Origin of the sequence: Rhodanobacter thiooxydans, from assembly GCF_030291135.1 — a bacterium.
GTDB lineage: Bacteria > Pseudomonadota > Gammaproteobacteria > Xanthomonadales > Rhodanobacteraceae > Rhodanobacter > Rhodanobacter thiooxydans_A.
Map to the genome: position 1 here is coordinate 471,744 of NZ_CP127409.1, position 18,990 is coordinate 490,733.

Consider the following 18,990-nt stretch of genomic DNA (forward strand, 5'->3'; position numbering starts at 1 on the left):
GGCGTTTCCGCGGGCGCGCTCAGGCCTGCCAGGGCGGCAGGCCCAGCGCGGCGCGCAGCGGATCGAGCAGGGCGCCATAGCGCGTGCTGTGCGCGGTGTCGCTGCGCAGTGGCTGGCGTACCTGGTCGGCGCTGGGCGAGCGCACCTCGCGGGCGGTTTCGTGGAAGCGCAGGCACGCGGCGTCGAACGGCAGGTCGCAGAAGGCCAGCAAGGCACGGATGCGGGCTTCCGGATCGGCCAGCAGCGCTTCGTAGTCATGCGTCATCACGGCGTGGGGATGGCGGCTGACGAGCCGCTGCAGACTGCGGTCGCAGTCGCGCCAGAAACTGGCCAGGTCGCCGAAGTCGCGGGTGTATTCGTTGTTGTCCAGGCGCTGGCGATAGCAGGAGAAGCAGGTTTCCAGCGCGTCGCGACGGCAGCCGACGATACGCGCGCCCGGCAGCATGGCGCGGATCGCTTCGGCATAGATCCAGTTGCTCGGCAGCTTGTCGGTGAAGCGTGGGCGACGCTTGCGCCAGTGCGCCGTGCGTTCGAGGTAGCGGCGACCGAGCCGCGACCAGTCGGCCGGTTGCATGTGCGGTACCCAGCGCGGGAACGGCTGCCCGCGCCGACGCGACTCCTCGGCCAGTACCTGCGGCAGGTCGGGCAGCTCGCCGGTGCCTTCCACTTCCGGGTGCGAGGCGAGGATCTGTTCGGTGAGCGTGGAGCCGGATCGCGGCAGGCCGACGATGAAGATCACCTCGCGCCCGAGGGTGGGGTCGTCCGCTCCAGCCGGCGGCGGGTCGAAGGCTGCCGCCAGCGCGTCGATCGCCGTTGAGTAGCCGGCGGCGTTCCACTGCTGGCGCTGCCGCGCGATGGTGTTCGCCGTGGCGATCGCCTGCAGCGATTCGGCATGTCGCCCCTGGTCGTCCAGTGCGCGCGCCAGCGCAAACCCGATCGCGATGCGGTCGTCGTCGGTGGCGCGCGGCACCCGCAGGGCGGTGCGCATGGCGGCGATGTCGGCCTCGCTCATGCGGGTGGTCTTGAGGTCGGCCAGTCCCCACCATGCCATGCCGGCCCACGGTCGTTCGGCCAGCACGCGGCGGTATTCGGTGGCGGCGTCGGCTGGCTGTCCGCGCATGCGCAGCATGTCCGCCCGCAGCGCACGTGCGTCGGTGGCGTGCGGATCCAGTTCCACCGCGGTGCGCAGGGCGGCTTCGGCTTCGTCGTTGCGCACGCTGCGGGTCAGCATGACGCCGAGGTTGTACCAGGCCAGCGCCATCTCCGGCTGCAGCCGGCAGGCGGCCTGCAGCGCATCGATGGCGCCGTCGTATTCGCCGGCCTGGCCGAGCAGGGTGGCCAGCGTGTTGAGGTAGACCGGATCGTCCGGCTGGCGGGCGAGTGCCGCCCGCATCAGGGCAATGGCCTCCTGGTGGCGCCCCTGCATGCCCAGGATGCCGGCGTGCAGGCGCTGCACTTCGGGGTGATCGGGCTGGCTGGCGAGCAGCGGCGCCATGCGTGCGGTCGCGACATCGAGACGGCCGTCGTCGAGCGCCCGCGCGACGGCGGAGACGGCCCGTGTCAGGTCAGGGGTGAGGCCATGCAGTCGTGCCGACATCCGGGCTCCGTTGATGTGTGGTGGGCGCGACAGCGCCGCGAACGACTATTATGCCTGCCTGACCACGGTCCGCTTCGTCGCGGGTGGTGGCGGCATGACACAACCCGCGGAGCACCATCGATGAGCGTTCCATCCCTGCCGGAGCCTGCATCATTGCGGGAGACCGTTCGCATGCAACTGCAGCGCGGGCAGATGGCGGCGGCGGAATCCTCTTATCGGCAACTGCTCGAGCACGAGCCCGATGACGCCGATGCGCTGATCTTCCTGGCCGACCGCGAGCTGGCCCAGCGCAACGCGCCGCAGGCCCAGTTGCTGCTGAGCCGGGCCGAGCGGGCGCACCCCGACCACCCCGGCGTGGCCCATCAACTGGGCAGCGTGTACCTCGCCACCGGCGATTTCGAAGCGGCCGCCAGCCACCTGCAGCGGGCCCTGTCGCTGGCGCCGCGCATGTTCCTGGCGCGTTTGCGGCTGGGTATCGCCCTCGAACAACTGGACCGATCGGACGAGGCGTTGACCGCCTACTTCATGGCGGTGCGCGGTGCGCAGGAGCAGGGTCGCTGGCTCAGTGACGCGACCACCGCGCCCGGTCTGCGCGATCTGGTGAAGTACGCCATGAGTTACGCCAATGCCGGGCGCAGGCGCCTGTTCGATGCGGCGCTGGAGCCGCTGCGCGAGCGCTATGGGCGCTCCGAGCTGGGCCGGGTGGATCGCGCGCTGGCCATCCATCTCGGGTTGGAGCCGATGCCGTCGATCGATCCGCGCCAGCGTCCGCTGTTCCTCTATTTTCCCGACATACCCAGCCAGCCGTTCTATCCGCGTGAGCGTTTTCCCTGGCACGAGACGCTGGAGGCGGCTGCCGCGGTGGTGCGCGCAGAGCTGCTGGCCGTGCTGGCGGGCGAACAGCCGCTGGAATCCTTCCTCGGCGTGGACGACCCCACACTGGCGCAATCGATGCTGCGAGGATCGGATGGGCACGCCGCCGCATGGGATGCCTACTTCTTCCATCGCCACGGCGATCGCTACGAGGATCATTGCGCCGCCTGCCCGCGCACCAGTGCCCTGCTGGATGCGGTGCCGCTGGTGCGCATCCGCGACCATGCGCCGGAAGCGCTGTTTTCGGTACTGCGCCCGGGCACCCATATCCTGCCGCACCGCGGCGTGACCAATACCCGCTTGGTCACCCACCTGCCGCTGATCGTGCCGTCCGACTGTGCGCTGCGCGTGGGCGGGCAGGTCCACTCCTGGCGTGAGGGGAGTTGCGTCACCTTCGACGACACCTTCGAGCACGAAGCCTGGAACCGCAGCCCGTTCACCCGCGTGGTGCTGATCCTGGACAGCTGGAACCCCGACCTGACCGAGGCGGAGCGGGCGGCGGTTACCGATCTGGTCGAGGCCATCGGCGATTTCAACGCGTCCTGCGAGCTGCCCGCCGATCCAGCGTAATCGGCGTCGCATCGGCTGCAGCGAAAACGGCGCCCCGGGGCGCCGTTTTCCTGTGTCAGCCGGGTAAGCTGCCGCTCAGTAGCGCGGCACGCTGGAGTCCACCTCGCTGGCCCACGCGTCCATGCCGCCTTCCACGTTGTGCAGGTTGCTGAAGCCGTGTGCGGCGAAGCGTTCGGCCATGGCGCGGCTGGACATGCCGTGGTGGCAGATGAAGGCCAGCGCGGTGTCCTTCGGCAGGCTGGCCAGGCTCTCGTAGCCTTCCTCTTCCAGCACCCGGGCCTGCGCCAGCGGCGCGGCCTGGGCGCGGCCGGCGGCGGGGCGCACGTCGATCAGGGTGATGTCGTTGGCGGCCAGCCGCTGCTGCAGCTGCTGCACGCTGAGCGACTTGATCTCGACGGCGCCGGGGAACTTCAGGCTCAGGCCCTCGCCCTGCACGGTGGAAACCCAGTCGATCACGACGCCCTTGGCGCGCTGGGCGCTGGCCGGGTCGAAGTGGATCTCCAGCCCGTTCGCCGTCGCCACGATGTCGTGTTCGCCGGCCGGCGCCAGCTGGAAGCCGGCGCTGTGGTCGGGGCCGATCTCCAGGTGAAGCGCCACGCCCTGCGCGTTCGCGGTGCCCTGGCGGATCGCCTCGGCGGCGGCGTCGGTGATGGTGATTTCCGGCGGCGTGCGGTCCGGCGCGGCGACGCCGAACAGCTGGTGCAACTCACCGCTACCGTACATCTGGCGGATGATGTCGGCGCCGCCGACCAGTTCGCCTTCCACGTACAGCTGCGGGATGGTCGGCCATTCGCCGTAGGCCTTGATGCCCTCACGGATCTCCGGATCGTCCAGCACGTTGACCGTGTGGTATTCGGGCAGCAATTCATTGAGCGTGTTGGTGGCTGCGGCGGAGAAACCGCACATCGGCTGCTGGCGGTTGCCCTTCATGAACAGCACCACGCGGTGGTCCTTGAGCAGGGTTTCGATACGTTCGCGGGTGGTGGCGTCGAGGGACATGGGGAACTCCGGGGAAGAAGGCCAATGATACGCCGTCCGATATGCGGGAGGCCCGCCGACCTTCAAGCCCGCCCGCTTCAGGCGGCGCGGTGCAGTTCCCCCAGGTCGTGCCGGCGCGTGCCCAGCGGCGCCAGCGCCCGTACCGCGGCGGGCGAGGGCCACACCAGTTCGCGGCTGGCGCGGCCCAGCGCGGTGGCCTGCTCGCTCCAGTGGATCAGTTCCATCGCGCCGGTGTGATCCTCGACCAGCGCGGTGCAATGTTCGACCCAGTCGCCGTCGTTGAGGTAGAGCACGCCGTCCAGCTCGCGCACGTGGCCGAAGTGGATGTGCCCGCAGATATGCCCGTCGAAGCCGCGTTCGCGCGCGTCGGCGGCCACGCGCTGCTCGTACGCGCGGATGTACGCCAGCGCCCCTCCGATGCGCGACTTGAGGATGATCGACAGCGGCAGATACGGCAGCTGCAGCCGTCGCCGCAGCGTATACAGACCGCGATTGCTCCAGCAGATGAGTCGATGCATCGCCTCGCCGAGCTGCAGCATCCAGCGGCGGCCGACCTGCTCGGGATCGAATTCGTCACCGTGGCTGACCCGGTAGCGGCGACCGTCGGCACCCACGTGCACCGCGTCCAGCGCGATGCGCACGCCGCCGAAGTTCTGTCCGTGCAGTCCGCGCATCGGCGCGTCGTGGTTGCCGGGAATGTAGACCACCTCGACGCCGCGGCGCGCCAGTGCCAGCACTTCGGCGATCACCGCACTGTGTTCGGCATGCCACCAGTGGCGTCGGGACAGCGCCTCCAGGTCGACGATGTCGCCGACCAGGTAGAGCTTCTCGCAGCGCAGCTGGCGCAGGAAGTCGAGCAGGTAGGCGGCCTTGCAGTCCGGCGTGCCCAGATGCACGTCGGAGATGAAGGCGCTGCGGCAATGGAAGCTGGTCATGGCACGGTCCCCGCTGGTGGCCCGGGGCGCCAGTGTGCGATCGCCACGTCACCGTGCGATGGCGGACAGGTTGCAGCGCGGTTGCGGTGAATTTCTAGGCGCGCAGCGCGGCGTGGACCGACGGTTCGATCGCCGCCGCCCACAAGGCGTACTGCGCCGCCGAGGGATGCAGGCCGTCGTCGGCGAGCAGCTCGGGATGCTGGCGCGAGATGCCGGTGATGTCGACGAAACGGACGTCCGCGCGGCTGCTCGCGTCGCTGGCGATCGCGTTGTAGCTGTCCAGCTCGGTGGCGATCAGCCTGCGGTCGCGGCCCTGCTCCCGGGCGAAGCGGGTGACGCCCCAGTCGGGGATCGACACCACCACCACGCGCGCGGCACGTGCGCCGGCCAGCGTGATCGCGCGCGCCAGCAGGCTGGTGAACTCGTTGCGGTAGTCGTCGGCCGGGCGGCCGCGGTACTGGTTGTTCACACCGATCTGCAGCGTCACCAGGTCGTACGGCGGCGCCAGCAGCGCGGCGTCCATGCCCTGCGCCAGTTCGTCGGTGGTCCAGCCGGTGATGGCGACGATCTGCGGCTCGTCGATCGGCGTGCCGGCCTGGCGCAGGCGCTGCGCCAGCACGGCCGGCCAGCGCTGGTGCGCGGCCACTGCCTCGCCGATGGTGTAGGAGTCGCCCAGGGCGAGCCAGCTCGGCACGGCGCGGCTCAGGCTACTGCAGTGGCGGACGGCGACTGCTCGCGTGCCATCCGCGCCAGTACCCGCTCGATCCGCACGAACACCTCGCGCAGTTGCGCCGGCGGCGGCAGCAGGGTCAGCCGGAAGTGACGGCTGCGCGGCACGTTGAAGCTGCTGCCGGGCACCACCAGCACCGATTCCTCCTCCAGCAGGCGCAGCGCGAAGGCCTCGTCGTCGAAGCTGGCGAGGCGGTCGGCCCGCACCTGCGGGAACGCGTACAGCGCGCCATCCGGGACCACCAGTTCCAGGTAGTCGCTGGCGGCGACGCCTTCCAGCACGACGCGGCGCGCCTCGTGCAGGCGTCCGCCGGGGGCGGTCAGCGCGCCGATCGTCGGCGCATCCTGCAGCGCCGGCAGCACCGCCCACTGCGCGGTGACGTTCGCGCACAGGCGCAACGCGGCCAGCAGCTGCAGCGCATCGCGATAGGCCGCGCTGCGCGCGGGGTCGCCGGACAGGCTCACCCAGCCGATCCGGTAACCGCAGGCGCGATGCACCTTGGACAGGCCGCCGAAGCTGAGACAGGGCACCTCGCCGGCCACCTCGGCCAGCGGCTGGAAGCTGGCGCCGTCGTACAGGATCTCGTCGTAGATCTCGTCGGACAGCAACAGCAGGCGGTGCCTTGCCGCGATCGTCACCAGCCGTTCCAGCAGCGCGCGCGGATAGACCGCGCCGGTGGGGTTGTTCGGGTTGATCAGCACCAGCGCGCGGGTGCGCGGGGTGATCAGCGCCTCGATCTCGTCGGGGTCGGGCAGGTGGCCGTGGCGGGCGAGGCAGCGGTAGTAGCGTGGCTGGCCGCCGTTGAGGATGGTGGCGGCGCTCCACAACGGGTAGTCGGGGCTGGGCAGCAGCACTTCGTCGCCGGCCTGCAGCAGCGCGCGCAGCGACAGGTCGATCAGCTCGCTGACGCCATTGCCGATGAAGATGCGCTCGGCATCGACGCCCTGGGCGCCGCGTGCGCGCTGCTGTGCGGCGATCACCTCGCGGGCGAGTTCCAGGCCCTGCTCGTGGCCGTAGGCCTCGCTCTCGTGCAGGTGGCCGGCGATCGCCTCGCGCAGGTGTGCCGGCGTGACGAAACCATAGCGGCCGGGATTGCCGATGTTGAGCTTGATGATGTCGAGGCCGGCAGCCTCCAGCTCGCGTGCGCGCCGGGTCAGCGCACCGCGGATTTCGTAGCGCACGTCCGCCAGGTGCGCACTGGGTGTGATCGAGGCCAACGCCGGTGTCCTTTGCATGTTGGAGGTGAGATCGACAGGCGGCCACGCCGCCGGTGGCTTGATCCTAGCAGCGTGGTGCAGTGCAGCGCGAGCACCATTTGGGCCGCTTCCCGGTTCATCGTCGGGCAATCTCCGGGCAGGGCATAATCGCCGCACCGTGCTGACCGATCTTCCCCATGAGTGATCCCGAAACGATCGAACGCCTGCGCCGCATCGGCTGGCGCGGCGATGCGCTGCCCGGCGCCGGCCTGCGCCTGGCACGAGTGGTGGCCCAGCATCGCGCCGGCTACGAGCTGCACGACGGCGCGAGCCTGTTCGGCGCGCAGCCGGACGGGCGTTTCCTCAAGCGTGGCATCGACCCGACCGCGCGGCCGGTGGTCGGCGACTTCGTCGAGGTCGAGGCGGGCAAGCCGCCGCATATCGTCAACGTGCTGCCACGGCGCACCGTGCTGTCGCGCGCGGCAGCCGGCGAGCGCTACGAGCGCCAGCTGATCGCCACCAACATCGACTACGTGCTGGTGCTGACCGGACTGGATGGCGACTTCAACCCGGCGCGGATCGAGCGCTATCTGTCGCTGACCGAGGATTCCGGCGCACGGCCGGTGGTGCTGCTGAGCAAGCTGGATACACGCGAGGACGCTGCGGCGCAGCTCGACGCCTTGCGCGCACGATTGCCCGCGGGCACGCCGATCCATGCGCTGAACGGCAAGGACCCGGCCAGCGTGGCGTCCCTGGCCGCCTACCTGCAGCCGGGCGACAGCGCGGTGCTGGTCGGCTCTTCCGGCGCCGGCAAATCCACGCTGACCAACACCCTGCTCGGCACGGCGCGCATGGCCACCGCCGAAGTGCGCAGTCATGACAGCCGCGGCCGCCACACCACCACCCATCGCGCCCTGCTGCAGCTGCCCTCGGGTGGCTGCCTGATCGACACCCCCGGCATGCGCGAGCTGAAGCTGACCGGGGAGGAGAACCTGGACCTGTTCGCCGACATCGAGGTGCTGGCCGAGCAATGCCGTTTCGCCGACTGCGGCCACGGCAGCGAGCCCGGTTGCGCGGTGCAGGTGGCGCTGGACAGCGGCGAGCTGGCGCCCGGGCGCTGGCGCAATTTCCTCAAGCTGCACGACGAGCGCGAGGAACAGGCGGCGACGCTGGAGGCGCGCCTGCGCCGCCAGCGGGGCGGCCGGCCGATCGAACGGCCGCACGGCCATCGCGGGCAGCGCGAGCGGGAGTGAGCCGGCTCGCGGACGACGCGCACCAAAGCATCTAGTATCGCGGCATTGTCGTAGCGGAGCGCAGGCATGCGTCGGTTGTCTTTCTCCTATCCAGGGCAGCGTGCTGGCACCGCTTCGTCACGCGGAGCCGGGAGATGAATGTGCCGGACGGCAGCATCGCGCCCGAACTGCGGCACTACGCCGCGCTCGACCAGCGCCTGCTGGCGGCGGTGCGCGGCATCCGCATCCTGCCCACGGTGGCGTGGCCGGCGTCGCTGGAAAGCCGCATGATCGAGGCCTACGACAAGGGCCGCTTCGCCTTGCCGGAGGTGAGCTACACGCGGCCGGACCTGTCCGCGGCGCGCGCCGAGCTGGCGGCGATCGAGGCGGCCGTGGGCGAGGGTGCGCAGGTCGACCCGCTGGGCGACTATCTGCGCCGCACCGCCGAATCCTGGCGTATCGCCGCCGAGATGCTGGAGTCGGTCGGCAGCGCCGGCGTCACCGCGCCGTCGATCGCGCTGTATGGACGGCCGGACGACACCATCCCCGGCAGCCAGCGCAGCAACCTCGACGCGGCGCGCTACTTCGTCGAACTGTCCGACGAACTGGGCGCGGACCTGCTGGCCGACGACAGCTGCGTGGACGTGCCGGCCGACGTGCTGCGCGGCGACCTGGCCGCCACCCTGGACGACTTCTTCGGCGCCGGTACCATCAATGTCGAGGTCGATCCCGAGCTGACCGCGAAGGCGGCCGCCGGCGCCACCCGCATCCGCCTGCGCGGCGGCGCCAGCTTCAGCGAATACGACCGTCACCAGCTGCTGGCGCACGAGGCGTTCGTGCATTCGCTGACCGCACTGAACGGCCGCCGGCAGCCGCTGCTGGCCTCGCTGGCGCGCACTTCTCCGCGGGTCACCGCCACCCAGGAAGGTCTGGCGGTGTTCGCCGAGCTGATGTCCGGCGCGATCGACATCACCCGGCTCAAGCGCATCAGCCTGCGCATCCTGGCGATCGACATGGCGCTGGGCGGCGCCGACTTCGTCGAGGTGTTCAAGTACTTCAGCGCCTGCGGCCAGAGCACGGCGGACAGTTTCCACTCGGCCCAGCGCGTGTTCCGCGGCGTGCCGCTGGGTGGCGGTGCGGCATTCGCCAAGGACAATGTGTACCTCTCCGGCCTGCTCACCGTGCACACGTTTTTCCGCTGGGCGCTGAAGAAACGCCGGATGGACCTGCTGCGCCACCTGTTCGCCGGCAAGCTGACCCTGCATGACGTGATCGCGCTGCAGCCACACTTCGCCTCCGGCGCGATCCTGCCGCCGCACTGGCTGCCGCCGTGGATGCAGCATGTGCACGGACTGGCCGGCAAGCTGGCGTTCTCGGTCTTCATCAACGGCATCCACATGAACCGGGTGCAGGGCGACGAACTGCTGGCGAGTGTCTAGGGCCGCCGTTCCGGGCCGGCGCAGGCCGCCCCGGTGCTAACATCACAGGATGTCGTCCGCTGCGGCCGACGACTTCCCTTCATCGACCAAATGCACCTCATGAGCCTCCCCGAAGAACTGCGCCTTGCTGCCCTCGAGTACCACCGCCTGCCGCGCCCCGGCAAGATCAAGGTCACCCCGACCACCTCGCTGCTGACCCAACGCGACCTGTCGCTGGCCTATTCGCCCGGCGTCGCCGCGGCCTGCGACGCGATCGTCGAGGATCCGACCACGGCGGCCGAATACACCGCGCGTTCCAACCTGGTCGCGGTGATCACCAACGGCACCGCGGTGCTGGGCCTGGGCAACATCGGGCCGCTGGCGGCCAAGCCGGTGATGGAAGGCAAGGGCGTGCTGTTCCAGAAGTTCGCCGGCATCGACGTGTTCGACATCGAGATCGCCGAGAACGACCCGGACAAGCTGGTCGACATCATCGCCAGCCTGGAGCCGACCTTCGGCGGCATCAACCTGGAGGACATCAAGGCACCGGAATGCTTCATCGTCGAGCGCAAGCTGCGCGAGCGGATGAAGATCCCGGTATTCCACGACGACCAGCACGGCACCTCGATCATCGTCGGTGCGGCGCTGCTCAACGCGCTGATCGTGGTCGGCAAGAAGATCGGGGACATCCGCGTGGCCACCACCGGCGCCGGCGCGGCGGGCATCTCCTGCCTGGACATGCTGGTGGCGCTGGGCGTGAAGCCCGAGCACATCCTGGCGTTCGACCGCCACGGCGTGATCCACACCGAACGCACCGACCTGGACCCCGACAAGCAGCGCTACGCGCGCGACACCAAGGCACGCACGCTGGCCGAGATCGTCGAGGGCGCGGACGTGTTCCTCGGCCTGTCCGCCGGCGGCATCCTGAAGCCGGAGATGGTCGCCACCATGGCCGCGCGGCCGATCATCTTCGCGCTGGCCAACCCGAACCCGGAGATCACCCCGGAAGAGGCCAAGGCGGTGCGGCCGGACTGCATCATGGCCACCGGCCGTTCGGACTACCCGAACCAGGTCAACAACGCGCTGTGCTTCCCCTACCTGTTCCGCGGCGCGCTGGACGTGGGCGCCACGGTGATCAACGAGCCGATGAAGATCGCCTGCGTCAAGGCGATCGCCGCGCTGGCGCGGCGCGAGTCGTCCGATGTCAGCGCGCGCGCCTATGGCGGCAAGCCGCCCAGCTTCGGCGCGGACTACCTGATCCCGCAACCGTTCGACCCGCGCCTGCTGATCCAGCTGCCGCCGGCGGTGGCACGGGCGGCGATGGAGTCGGGCGTGGCGACGCGGCCGATCGCGGATTTCGCCGCGTACAACGACCAGCTGACCAGCTTCGTGTTCCGCACCGGGCTGCTGATGAAGCCGGTGTTCGAGCGTGCCAAGTCCGCACCGTGCCGGCTGGTCTACGCCGAGGGCGAGGAAGAGACCGTGCTGCGCGCGGTGCAGGTGGTGGTCGACGAAGGCCTGGTGCGGCCCATCCTGATCGGCCGTCCGGAGGTGATCGAGAAGCGCATCAAGCGCGCTGGCCTGCGCATCCGTCCGGGCGTGGACATCGAGATCTGCAACATCAACTCCGACCCGCGCTTCGACGACTACTGGCGGCACTACCACCGCCTGATGGAGCGCCGCGGGGTGACCCCGTCGATGGCCAAGGCGGTGGTGCGTTCGCGGCCGACCGCGATCGCCGCGCTGATGGTCGAGCGCGGCGAGGCGGACGCGATGATCTGCGGCCTGGTCGGGCAGTACCAGGGCAAGCTGCGCTACATCCGCGACATCATCGGGCTGGATGCCGGCGTGGTCGAACCGTCGGCGATGGCCGCGGTGTCCACCGACAAGGGCACCTTCTTCTACCTCGACACCCACGTGCAGGACGATCCCTGCCCGGAACAGATCGCCGAGGCGACCCTGCAGGCGGCGATCCGGCTGAAGCTGTTCGGCATCGTGCCGAAGATCGCGCTGCTGTCCGGCGGCAACTTCGGCAGCCGCGACACCTGCGGTGCCAAGAAGATGCGCAAGGCGCTGGAACTGATTCGCGCCCGCGCGCCGCGGCTGGAGGTAGAGGGCGAGATGCAGGCCGACGTGGCGCTGGTGCCTACGCTGCGCGAGAAGCTGTTCCCCAACTCGCGGCTGGAGGGCAAGGCGAACGTGTTCGTGTTCCCCAACCTGGACGCGGCCAACATCGCTTACAACATGACCCGCATGCTCTCCGACGGCGTGGTGATCGGGCCGATCCTGATGGGCGTGGCCAAGCCGGCGCACATCCTGATGCCGCAGTCGACCGTGCGCCGGGTGGTGAACATGAGCGCGGTGGCCTGCGTCGAGGCGCAGATCCGCGCGCAGAACCGCCAGTCCGGCTGAGCGTTCCGGCCACCCGCGCCGGGCTGGCCGATCCGGCGCCGGCAACCCGCTTGCCGTGCGCCGCCGCATGGAGCCTGCATTGGCGGCCCTCCGGGCCAGCGGCTAGACTTGGACAATGATCCCGCCGTCATCCCCCGGCGACGGGGTATCCCCCTCAAAGCATGGGCGCTGCAACGGCGCTGCGGAGAATCTTCATGGATCAGCTCGACGACATCCTCAACCAGGACATCGACCCTACTGAAACCCGGGAGTGGATCGACTCGCTCGACGCGGTGATCCATCACGACGGCACCGAGCGCGCGCATTTCCTGCTGGAGCAGATGGTCGACACCACCCGTCGCTCGGGTGGCCACCTGCCGTTCGACCCCACCACCGCCTACGTCAACACCATCGCGCCGGCGAACGAGGCGAAGAGCCCGGGCGACGCGGCGATGGAGTGGCGCATCCGCTCGCTGATCCGCTGGAACGCGATGGCGATGGTGGTGCGCACCAACCGCAAGCCGGGTTCGCTGGGCGGCCACATCGCCAGCTTCGCCTCCAGCGCCACGCTCTACGACGTGGGCTTCAACCACTTCTGGCGCGCGCCCAGCGCGGAGCATCCCGGCGACCTGATCGGCTACCAGGGCCACATCAGCCCCGGCATCTACGCGCGCTCCTTCATCGAGGGCCGCATCAGCGAAGACCGGCTCGACCTGTTCCGCGCCGACGTGATCGGCGGCGAGCGCTCGCTCACCTCCTACCCGCACCCGTGGCTGATGCCCGACTACTGGCAGATGCCCACGGTGTCGATGGGCCTGGGCCCGATCCAGGCGATCTACCAGGCGCAGTTCTTCCGCTACCTGGAAAACCGCGGCCTGATTCCCAAGTCCGACCGCAAGGTGTGGTGCTTCCTCGGCGACGGCGAGGTGGACGAGCCCGAGTCGCTGGGCGCCATCGCGCTGGCCGGCCGCGAGGGGCTGGACAACCTGATCTTCGTGATCAACTGCAACCTGCAGCGCCTGGACGGCCCGGTGCGCGGCAACGGCAAGATCATCCAGGAACTCGAAGGCGTGTTCCGCGGCGCCGGCTGGAACGCGATCAAGGTGATCTGGGGCAGCTACTGGGATCCGCTGCTGGCGCGCGACAAGGACGGCATCCTGCGCAAGCTGATGATGGAAACCGTCGATGGCGAGTACCAGGCGTGCAAGGCGTTCGGCGGCGCGTACACGCGCGAGCACTTCTTCGGCAAGTACCCGCAGACGCGCGAGATGGTCGCCAACCTCAGCGACGACGACATCTGGCGCCTCAACCGCGGCGGTCACGACCCGCACAAGGTCTACGCGGCCTACCACGCCGCGGTGAACACCAAGGGCATGCCCACGGTGATCCTGGCCAAGACGGTGAAGGGTTACGGCATGGGCATCGGTTCGGGCGAGGCGGAGAACCCCACCCACCAGCAGAAGAAGATGACCGGCGATGCGGTGCGCCATTTCCGCGACCGCTTCCAGATCCCGATCAGCGACGACAAGCTCGACAGCGTGCCCTACTACCACCCCGGTGCGAACTCGCCCGAGGTGGAATACATGCAGGAGCGCCGCCGCGCGCTGGGCGGCTTCCTGCCGCAGCGTCGCCGCCGCACCGACGTGCCGTGCAAGGCGCCGGAACTGTCCGCCTTCGCGCAGATCACCGCCGGCACCGGCGAGCGCGAGATCTCCAACACCATGGCGCTGGTGCGCGGCATGAACCTCTTGCTGCGCGACAAGCAGCTCGGCCCGCGCGTGGTGCCGATCGTGGCCGACGAGGCGCGCACCTTCGGCATGGAAGGCATGTTCCGCCAGATCGGCATCTACGCGCCGTTCGGCCAGAAGTACCGTCCGCAGGACGCCGACCAACTGCTGTACTACCGCGAGGCGCAGGACGGTCAGGTGCTGCAGGAAGGCATCTCCGAGGCCGGCGGCGTGTCGGCGTGGATCGCCGCGGCCACCAGCTACTCGGTGTCCAACCAGCCGATGCTGCCGTTCTTCATCTACTACTCGTTCTTCGGCTTCCGCCGCGTGGGCGACCTGATCTGGGCCGCCGGCGACCAGCGCGCGCGCGGCTTCCTGATCGGCGCCACCGCCGGCGCCAGCTTCCCCGGCGAGGGCCTGCAGCACTCCGACTGCGCCTCGCAGCTGATGGCCGGCACCGTGCCCAACTGCCGCGCCTACGACCCCACCTTCTCCTACGAGGTGGCGGTGCTGCTGCATCGTGGCGTGCAGGAGATGTACGAGGAGCAGCAGGACGTCTTCTACTACATCACCACCACCAACGAGAACTACACCCACCCGGACATGCCCGAGGGCTGCTACGACGGCATCGTCAAGGGCATGTACCTGTTCCGCGATTCGGGAGCCGGCGCCGCCAAGGGCAAGGGCAAGAACGGCGCGCCGCGCGTGCAGCTGATGGCCGCGGGCGGTTCCGTGCTCGAGGCGGTCGCGGCCGCCGAGCTGCTGGATGCCGACTTCGGCGTGAAGGCCGACGTGTGGTCCTGCCCCAGCTTCAGCGAACTGTCGCGCGACGGCTTCGACTGCGAACGCTGGAACCGCCTGCACCCGGAAGCCAAGGCACCGCGCGTGCCGCACGTGGCGCAGTGCCTGGCCGACCATGACGGCCCGGTGATCGCCGCCAGCGAGTACGTGCGCGGCGTGGTGGACCAGGTGCGCGCCTTCGTACCCGACGGGCGCTCCTTCACCGCGCTGGGCGCCGACGGCTACGGCCGCTCGGATACCCGCGAGCACCTGCGCGAGTTCTTCGAGATCAGCCGCTACTGGATTGCCCATGCCGCGCTGGCTGCGCTGGCGAAGGAAGGCAAGGTCAACGCCAAGGATGTGGCGCGCGCGATCCGCGAGTACAAGCTCGACCCGGACAAGCCGAACCCGCTGACGGTGTGAACGATCGGGCGCCCGGCGTCGACGACAGGGAAAGCCGCCGCGAGGCGGCTTTCCTTTGCGGCTATTCCGACAGCGCGTGCTGGATTGCTTCCAGCCCGTGGCCGCGCGTCTCGATGCCGCTGCGCGCCAGCAGCCAGGCGGCGGCGATCATCGGCAGCGCGATCAGCAGCGCGGACAGCATGAAGTGTTCGAACAGGCCGGCCACGCCGATCAGCGCGCCGAGGATGCCACCGAACTTCGAGCCCCCGGCGATCAGCCCCGCGCCGGTGCTGCGCAGGTGCACCGGGTAGATCTCCGCCGCGTACGGGATCAACGTGGCGATCACCCCGCTGATGCTCAGCAGCAGGGCCACCGTGCCGGCGATGGTCAGTGTCGTCGAGCGCAGGTTGGCCAGCGCGATCGCGAAGAAGAACAGCAGCGATAGCGCGGTCAGTCCGATGAACAGCACCAGGGTGCGGATGCTGCTCCAGCGCTGGTAGAACCACACCACCAGGACGATGCCGGGCAGCGCCAGGATCGCCGAGCGCGCCAGCAGCGCGGCGCTGGCCTGCGCGTCGATGCCCAGGCTGACCAGGTTGGCCGGCAGCCACAGCAGGAAGCCGAAATTGGCCAGCCCCCAGGCCACCGCGCATACCATCAGCCCCCAGCTGATCGCCGCATGCCTTCCGCGCAGCAACTGGCGCATGCCGACGCGGGCGGAGCCATGCGGATCGGGCCGGGCCGCTTCGCTGTCGAGCTGGACCGGCGGAACCGCCGGTGTCGCCGTGCCCGAAAACCGCTGCAGCACCGCGCGCGCCTGATCCTCCAGGCCGGCCAGCGCGAGGAAGCGCGGCGATTCGGGAATGTAATGGTTGAGCAGGATGATCAGCGCGCCGGTGGGCAGGTTGAGCAGCCACAGCGCGCGCCAGCCGAAGTCGGGTTCGACCAGGGTCGCGGCGCCGGAGGCGAGCAGGTAGCCGGCCGAGGTGCCGACGCCGCCCAGCGCCACCAGCAGCCAGCCGCGGTGCCGGGTCGGGATGGTCTCCGCCATCAGGGTGAAGGTGATCGGCAGCATACCGCCGGCGGCGGCGCCCATCATGAAGCACATCACCAGGTTCCAGCCGAACGCCGGCATCGCGCCGCAGATCGAGGTGCCCATGAACATCAGCGCCGACAGCAGGATCGTCGCGCGGCGGCCGAACAGGTCGCCGAGGCGACCCCACACCACCGAGCCGATCACGGTGCCGGTCAGCGCCGACAGCGCCAGCAGGCCGGCGGTGGAGGCGCCGATGCCGTACTCCGTCGAGACGCCCGGCATCACGAAGCCGATCGTGGCCGGTTTCATCACGTCCACCGCCAGCGCGATGGTCAGCACGGTCACCAGCTTCCAGTGTTCGCGGTTGAGCGGCACGTGGTCGGCGGCGTGGAACGGCAGCGGGTCGCGGTCGGGATGCAGCGTGCGGCGCATCTGTTCCAGCCGCGGCATCAGGCCGTAACCGGCGAGCAGTACGCCCAGCGGCACCAATGCCATGCCGACGAGCATGGCGTTGTCCATCGGCATGCCGGCGAGCCGGTAATGCATCGGCGCGGCCATCGCCAGCATCGGCAGGTGCGCCAGCACGCCGGCGACCACCGCAGCGCAGCCGAGCCAGAACGCCGCGGGGTGGTGGAAGGTGAGGTCTTTCGAGCGCATGGATCGGCCGGATGGGCGTGCAGGTATCCAGCTTAGCAGCGGCGATCATGGCGTGCGCCGGCGGGGCGGCATGGAGCGTGACCGTACCGTTCCCGTTTGGACGGCCAAACAAAACCCGCCGATGGCGGGTCTCGTGGGTGTGTTGGTGCGGCTTGTTGCCGGTGCCGGGTCAGTCGTCGTCGCGGCGGAACGCCTGGCGCAGCAGCAGGAACGCGCCGATGGTGCCGGCGACGATCGCCACGGTCGCCGCCGGATGGCGGTTCACCTGGCGCCGCAACCGGCGATAGTGGTAGTTCGCCTCGTCGGCGAAGTCCTCGGCCGCCCGGCTCAGCTGCCGGCCGTAGGAGCCGCGCCCGCCGAAGCGTTCGTGGATGCGGCGGCGGCCGCGTTCGAGCAGGTCCTGCGCACTGCTGCTGGCGCCGTCGGCGTAGTAGCGGGCACGCCCGGTGACATGCTCGGCGGTATCGTGGAGCCGGTGCTCGATATCGTGTTTGCGCATGGGAGTTCTCCTTCGCGTCTGGCCTTGCAGGCTGCCAGCGATGTCGTGAGCGGGGCGTAAACAGCGGCAGCCTGCGCGCGCTTGCGTTCAGCCAAGCCGGTACTCGCCGCCACGCTGCAGCGCGCGCTGGTACGCCGGCCGGGCATGCATGCGCTGCAGGAAGGCGGACAGCTGCGGATAGCCGGCGTCCAGCCCGCCGCGGGCGGCGAACGCTTCCAGCGGGAAGCTGAGCTGGATGTCGGCGACGCTGAACACATCGCCGCCGAACCATTCGCTGTCGCCCAGTTCGCCTTCCAGATAATCCAGGTGCAGCTTCAGCTGCGGTTCGACGAAGTTGCGCAGCACCTTGCGCGCGATGCCGCGTGCCACCGGCTTCACGAAGAACGGCGCCGGGGCGTGCTCGACCCGGTTGAATACCAGCTTCAGCAGCAGCGGCGGCATCGCCGAGCCTTCGGCGTAGTGCAGCCAGTAGTTGCAGCGCAGCCGTTGCGGCGTGCCGTGCGCGGGAATCAGCGTGCCGGCTGCGTAGCGGTCGGCCAGGTATTCGATGATCGCGCCGGATTCGGCCAGGGTCAGCTCGCCGTCGGTGATCACCGGCGACTTGCCCAGCGGATGCACCGCGCGCAGTTCGGCGGGTGCCAGCATGGTTTTCGGGTCGCGCTGGTAGCGTTTGATCTCGTACGGCAGGCCGAGTTCTTCGAGCAGCCACAGGATGCGCTGCGAGCGTGAGTTGTTCAGATGATGGACGATGATCATGGGCTGTTCCATGGCGCTTGGTTTGCGGAAGGACGTGGCGGGCGATGTGCTGTCCCGAATCCTGCGGGCTCCCGCCAGGAGGAGGATTCAGTAGATCTCGCCGACGCAGCAGCGCAGGCTGCCGCCGGCCTTCTCGATCTCGTCCAGTTCCACCGTGCCGATCGCGAAGCCGTAGCCAGCCAGTGCTTCGCGCTGCCCGTCGGTGAGCGCGGCGGCGGCGCAGGCGCTCATCCACACGCAGCCGTCGGACAAGGTGATCGCGTTGCCGGCGAAGGCCTGCTTCTGCGCCGGGGTCAGCCAGATCGCACGATCGCCGCAGGCATGGGCGATCGCCTGGGCCGCGGCCGGGTCGCGGAAGCCGTCGGCGGCGATGATCGCCGCGCGGCTGGCCAGCAGCGCCAGCACCACGTTGGTGTGGTACTCGGTCTCGGCCAGCTCGAAACAGAACGTCAGGCGCAGGCCGAACGCCTTGTGCATCGCCTCGGCGCCGGCCAGGTCGCAGCGCTCGCTGAGGCCGCAGTAACCGACGCCACGGGCGCGGTCGATGACCAGCGAGCCGGTCAGCTCCGCGACGAGGCCGTCGCAGCCGGACAGGTCGATCTCGTCGTAGCCCAGCACCTCGCCGAAGAACGCCCGGATGTCGGCGCGTTCGGCCTCGCGCCGGCGTACCGGGTGGCGCATGCGGCCGACGATCAGCCGCCCCGGCGCGGTGGCGAACACGTTGTTCGGGAACACCGCGTCGGGCGTCGCCGGGTCGCCGGGGAAGGTGATCACCGGCACGTCCGCGCGCAGTGCCTGCGCCAGCGCGCCGTGCTGGGCCAGCGCCCTGAGCGGGTCGACCGCCAGGCTCGTGTCCATGTAGCGGTTGTCGCGCGCCGATTCCTCCGCCAGGGCGAATTCGGCCGGCGCCACCAGGAATGCCGCCCGTGCAGTCGCCGCGGCTTCCGGTAGCGGCGCCAGCGTGGCAAATGCTTCGAGGAATTCGGTCGGCGAAGTGGCGATCATGGCGCGGCTTCCTGCGTTGGTGGACATCGGAAAGGCCCTCGCAGCATATCCGCTGCCGGTTCGGCCCGCGCAGCGGCTTCTGGTGAGCTTGCCGACGATGGCAGGTGGCGAACTTCGGGGCGGCCCGGTGCCTCCGTTCAGCTGGCGGACGGGTAAATTGACGCGCGCTTGCCATCTTGCCGACCAG

At 69.7% G+C, this 18,990-nt stretch carries 14 protein-coding genes; 5 read left to right on the plus strand and 9 right to left on the minus strand.

Annotation, left to right across the window (positions count from 1 at the left end):
• Positions 1-19 precede the first annotated feature (19 nt).
• Positions 20-1,597 (minus strand): tetratricopeptide repeat-containing sulfotransferase family protein, encoded by a 1,578-nt coding sequence (locus QQA13_RS01995; RefSeq protein ID WP_108470589.1) that lies wholly within the window; start codon positions 1,595-1,597, stop codon positions 20-22.
• Positions 1,598-1,768: 171 nt separating this feature from the next.
• Here QQA13_RS01995 and QQA13_RS02000 point away from each other — a divergent pair, with 171 nt between their 5' ends.
• On the plus strand, positions 1,769-3,040 hold the full coding sequence (locus tag QQA13_RS02000; protein WP_159082155.1) for an aspartyl/asparaginyl beta-hydroxylase domain-containing protein: 1,272 nt from the start codon (positions 1,769-1,771) through the stop codon (positions 3,038-3,040).
• Between the two features lie 75 nt (positions 3,041-3,115).
• Here the strand turns inward: QQA13_RS02000 and grxD are convergent, their stop codons facing one another.
• From grxD to QQA13_RS02020, 4 genes are all read right to left on the minus strand, one after another.
• Complete coding sequence (gene grxD / locus QQA13_RS02005; protein WP_108470590.1) at positions 3,116-4,039, minus strand: Grx4 family monothiol glutaredoxin; 924 nt, start codon at positions 4,037-4,039, stop codon at positions 3,116-3,118.
• A 77-nt stretch (positions 4,040-4,116) separates the two neighbouring features.
• Positions 4,117-4,974 carry a UDP-2,3-diacylglucosamine diphosphatase gene (locus QQA13_RS02010; protein ID WP_108470591.1) on the minus strand — a complete coding sequence of 286 codons (858 nt, stop codon included), beginning with the start codon at positions 4,972-4,974 and terminating at the stop codon, positions 4,117-4,119.
• 94 nt (positions 4,975-5,068) lie between these two features.
• A complete protein-coding gene (locus QQA13_RS02015; protein WP_108470592.1) occupies positions 5,069-5,668 on the minus strand; it encodes an SGNH/GDSL hydrolase family protein in 600 nt (199 codons plus the stop codon).
• Between the two features lie 8 nt (positions 5,669-5,676).
• Positions 5,677-6,921: an aminotransferase class I/II-fold pyridoxal phosphate-dependent enzyme gene (locus tag QQA13_RS02020; protein WP_108470593.1), complete on the minus strand. Its 1,245-nt coding sequence runs from the start codon at positions 6,919-6,921 to the stop codon at positions 5,677-5,679.
• Positions 6,922-7,097: 176 nt separating this feature from the next.
• Here QQA13_RS02020 and rsgA point away from each other — a divergent pair, with 176 nt between their 5' ends.
• The 4 genes from rsgA to aceE all read left to right on the plus strand — a co-directional run bounded on the left by rsgA (position 7,098) and on the right by aceE (position 14,871).
• A complete protein-coding gene (rsgA, locus tag QQA13_RS02025; protein WP_108470594.1) occupies positions 7,098-8,153 on the plus strand; it encodes a ribosome small subunit-dependent GTPase A in 1,056 nt (351 codons plus the stop codon).
• A 134-nt stretch (positions 8,154-8,287) separates the two neighbouring features.
• Positions 8,288-9,571 carry a flavohemoglobin expression-modulating QEGLA motif protein gene (locus tag QQA13_RS02030; RefSeq protein WP_108470595.1) on the plus strand — a complete coding sequence of 428 codons (1,284 nt, stop codon included), beginning with the start codon at positions 8,288-8,290 and terminating at the stop codon, positions 9,569-9,571.
• A gap of 99 nt (positions 9,572-9,670) precedes the next feature.
• Positions 9,671-11,962, plus strand: coding sequence for an NADP-dependent malic enzyme (locus QQA13_RS02035; RefSeq protein ID WP_108470596.1), 2,292 nt, complete (start codon positions 9,671-9,673; stop codon positions 11,960-11,962).
• Between the two features lie 194 nt (positions 11,963-12,156).
• Entirely contained in the window at positions 12,157-14,871 is a 2,715-nt protein-coding gene (gene aceE, locus QQA13_RS02040) for a pyruvate dehydrogenase (acetyl-transferring), homodimeric type (protein ID WP_108470597.1), read from the plus strand.
• A 61-nt stretch (positions 14,872-14,932) separates the two neighbouring features.
• On the opposite strand, the gene QQA13_RS02045 is transcribed toward aceE, so the two are convergent.
• The 4 genes from QQA13_RS02045 to QQA13_RS02060 form a co-directional block, all read right to left on the minus strand.
• Positions 14,933-16,543 carry an MFS transporter gene (locus tag QQA13_RS02045; protein WP_108470598.1) on the minus strand — a complete coding sequence of 537 codons (1,611 nt, stop codon included), beginning with the start codon at positions 16,541-16,543 and terminating at the stop codon, positions 14,933-14,935.
• 169 nt (positions 16,544-16,712) lie between these two features.
• Positions 16,713-17,042: a hypothetical protein gene (locus QQA13_RS02050; protein ID WP_108470599.1), complete on the minus strand. Its 330-nt coding sequence runs from the start codon at positions 17,040-17,042 to the stop codon at positions 16,713-16,715.
• An 87-nt stretch (positions 17,043-17,129) separates the two neighbouring features.
• On the minus strand, positions 17,130-17,798 hold the full coding sequence (locus tag QQA13_RS02055; protein ID WP_108470667.1) for a glutathione S-transferase family protein: 669 nt from the start codon (positions 17,796-17,798) through the stop codon (positions 17,130-17,132).
• 87 nt (positions 17,799-17,885) lie between these two features.
• Complete coding sequence (locus tag QQA13_RS02060; protein WP_108470600.1) at positions 17,886-18,803, minus strand: arginine deiminase-related protein; 918 nt, start codon at positions 18,801-18,803, stop codon at positions 17,886-17,888.
• Positions 18,804-18,990 lie beyond the last annotated feature (187 nt).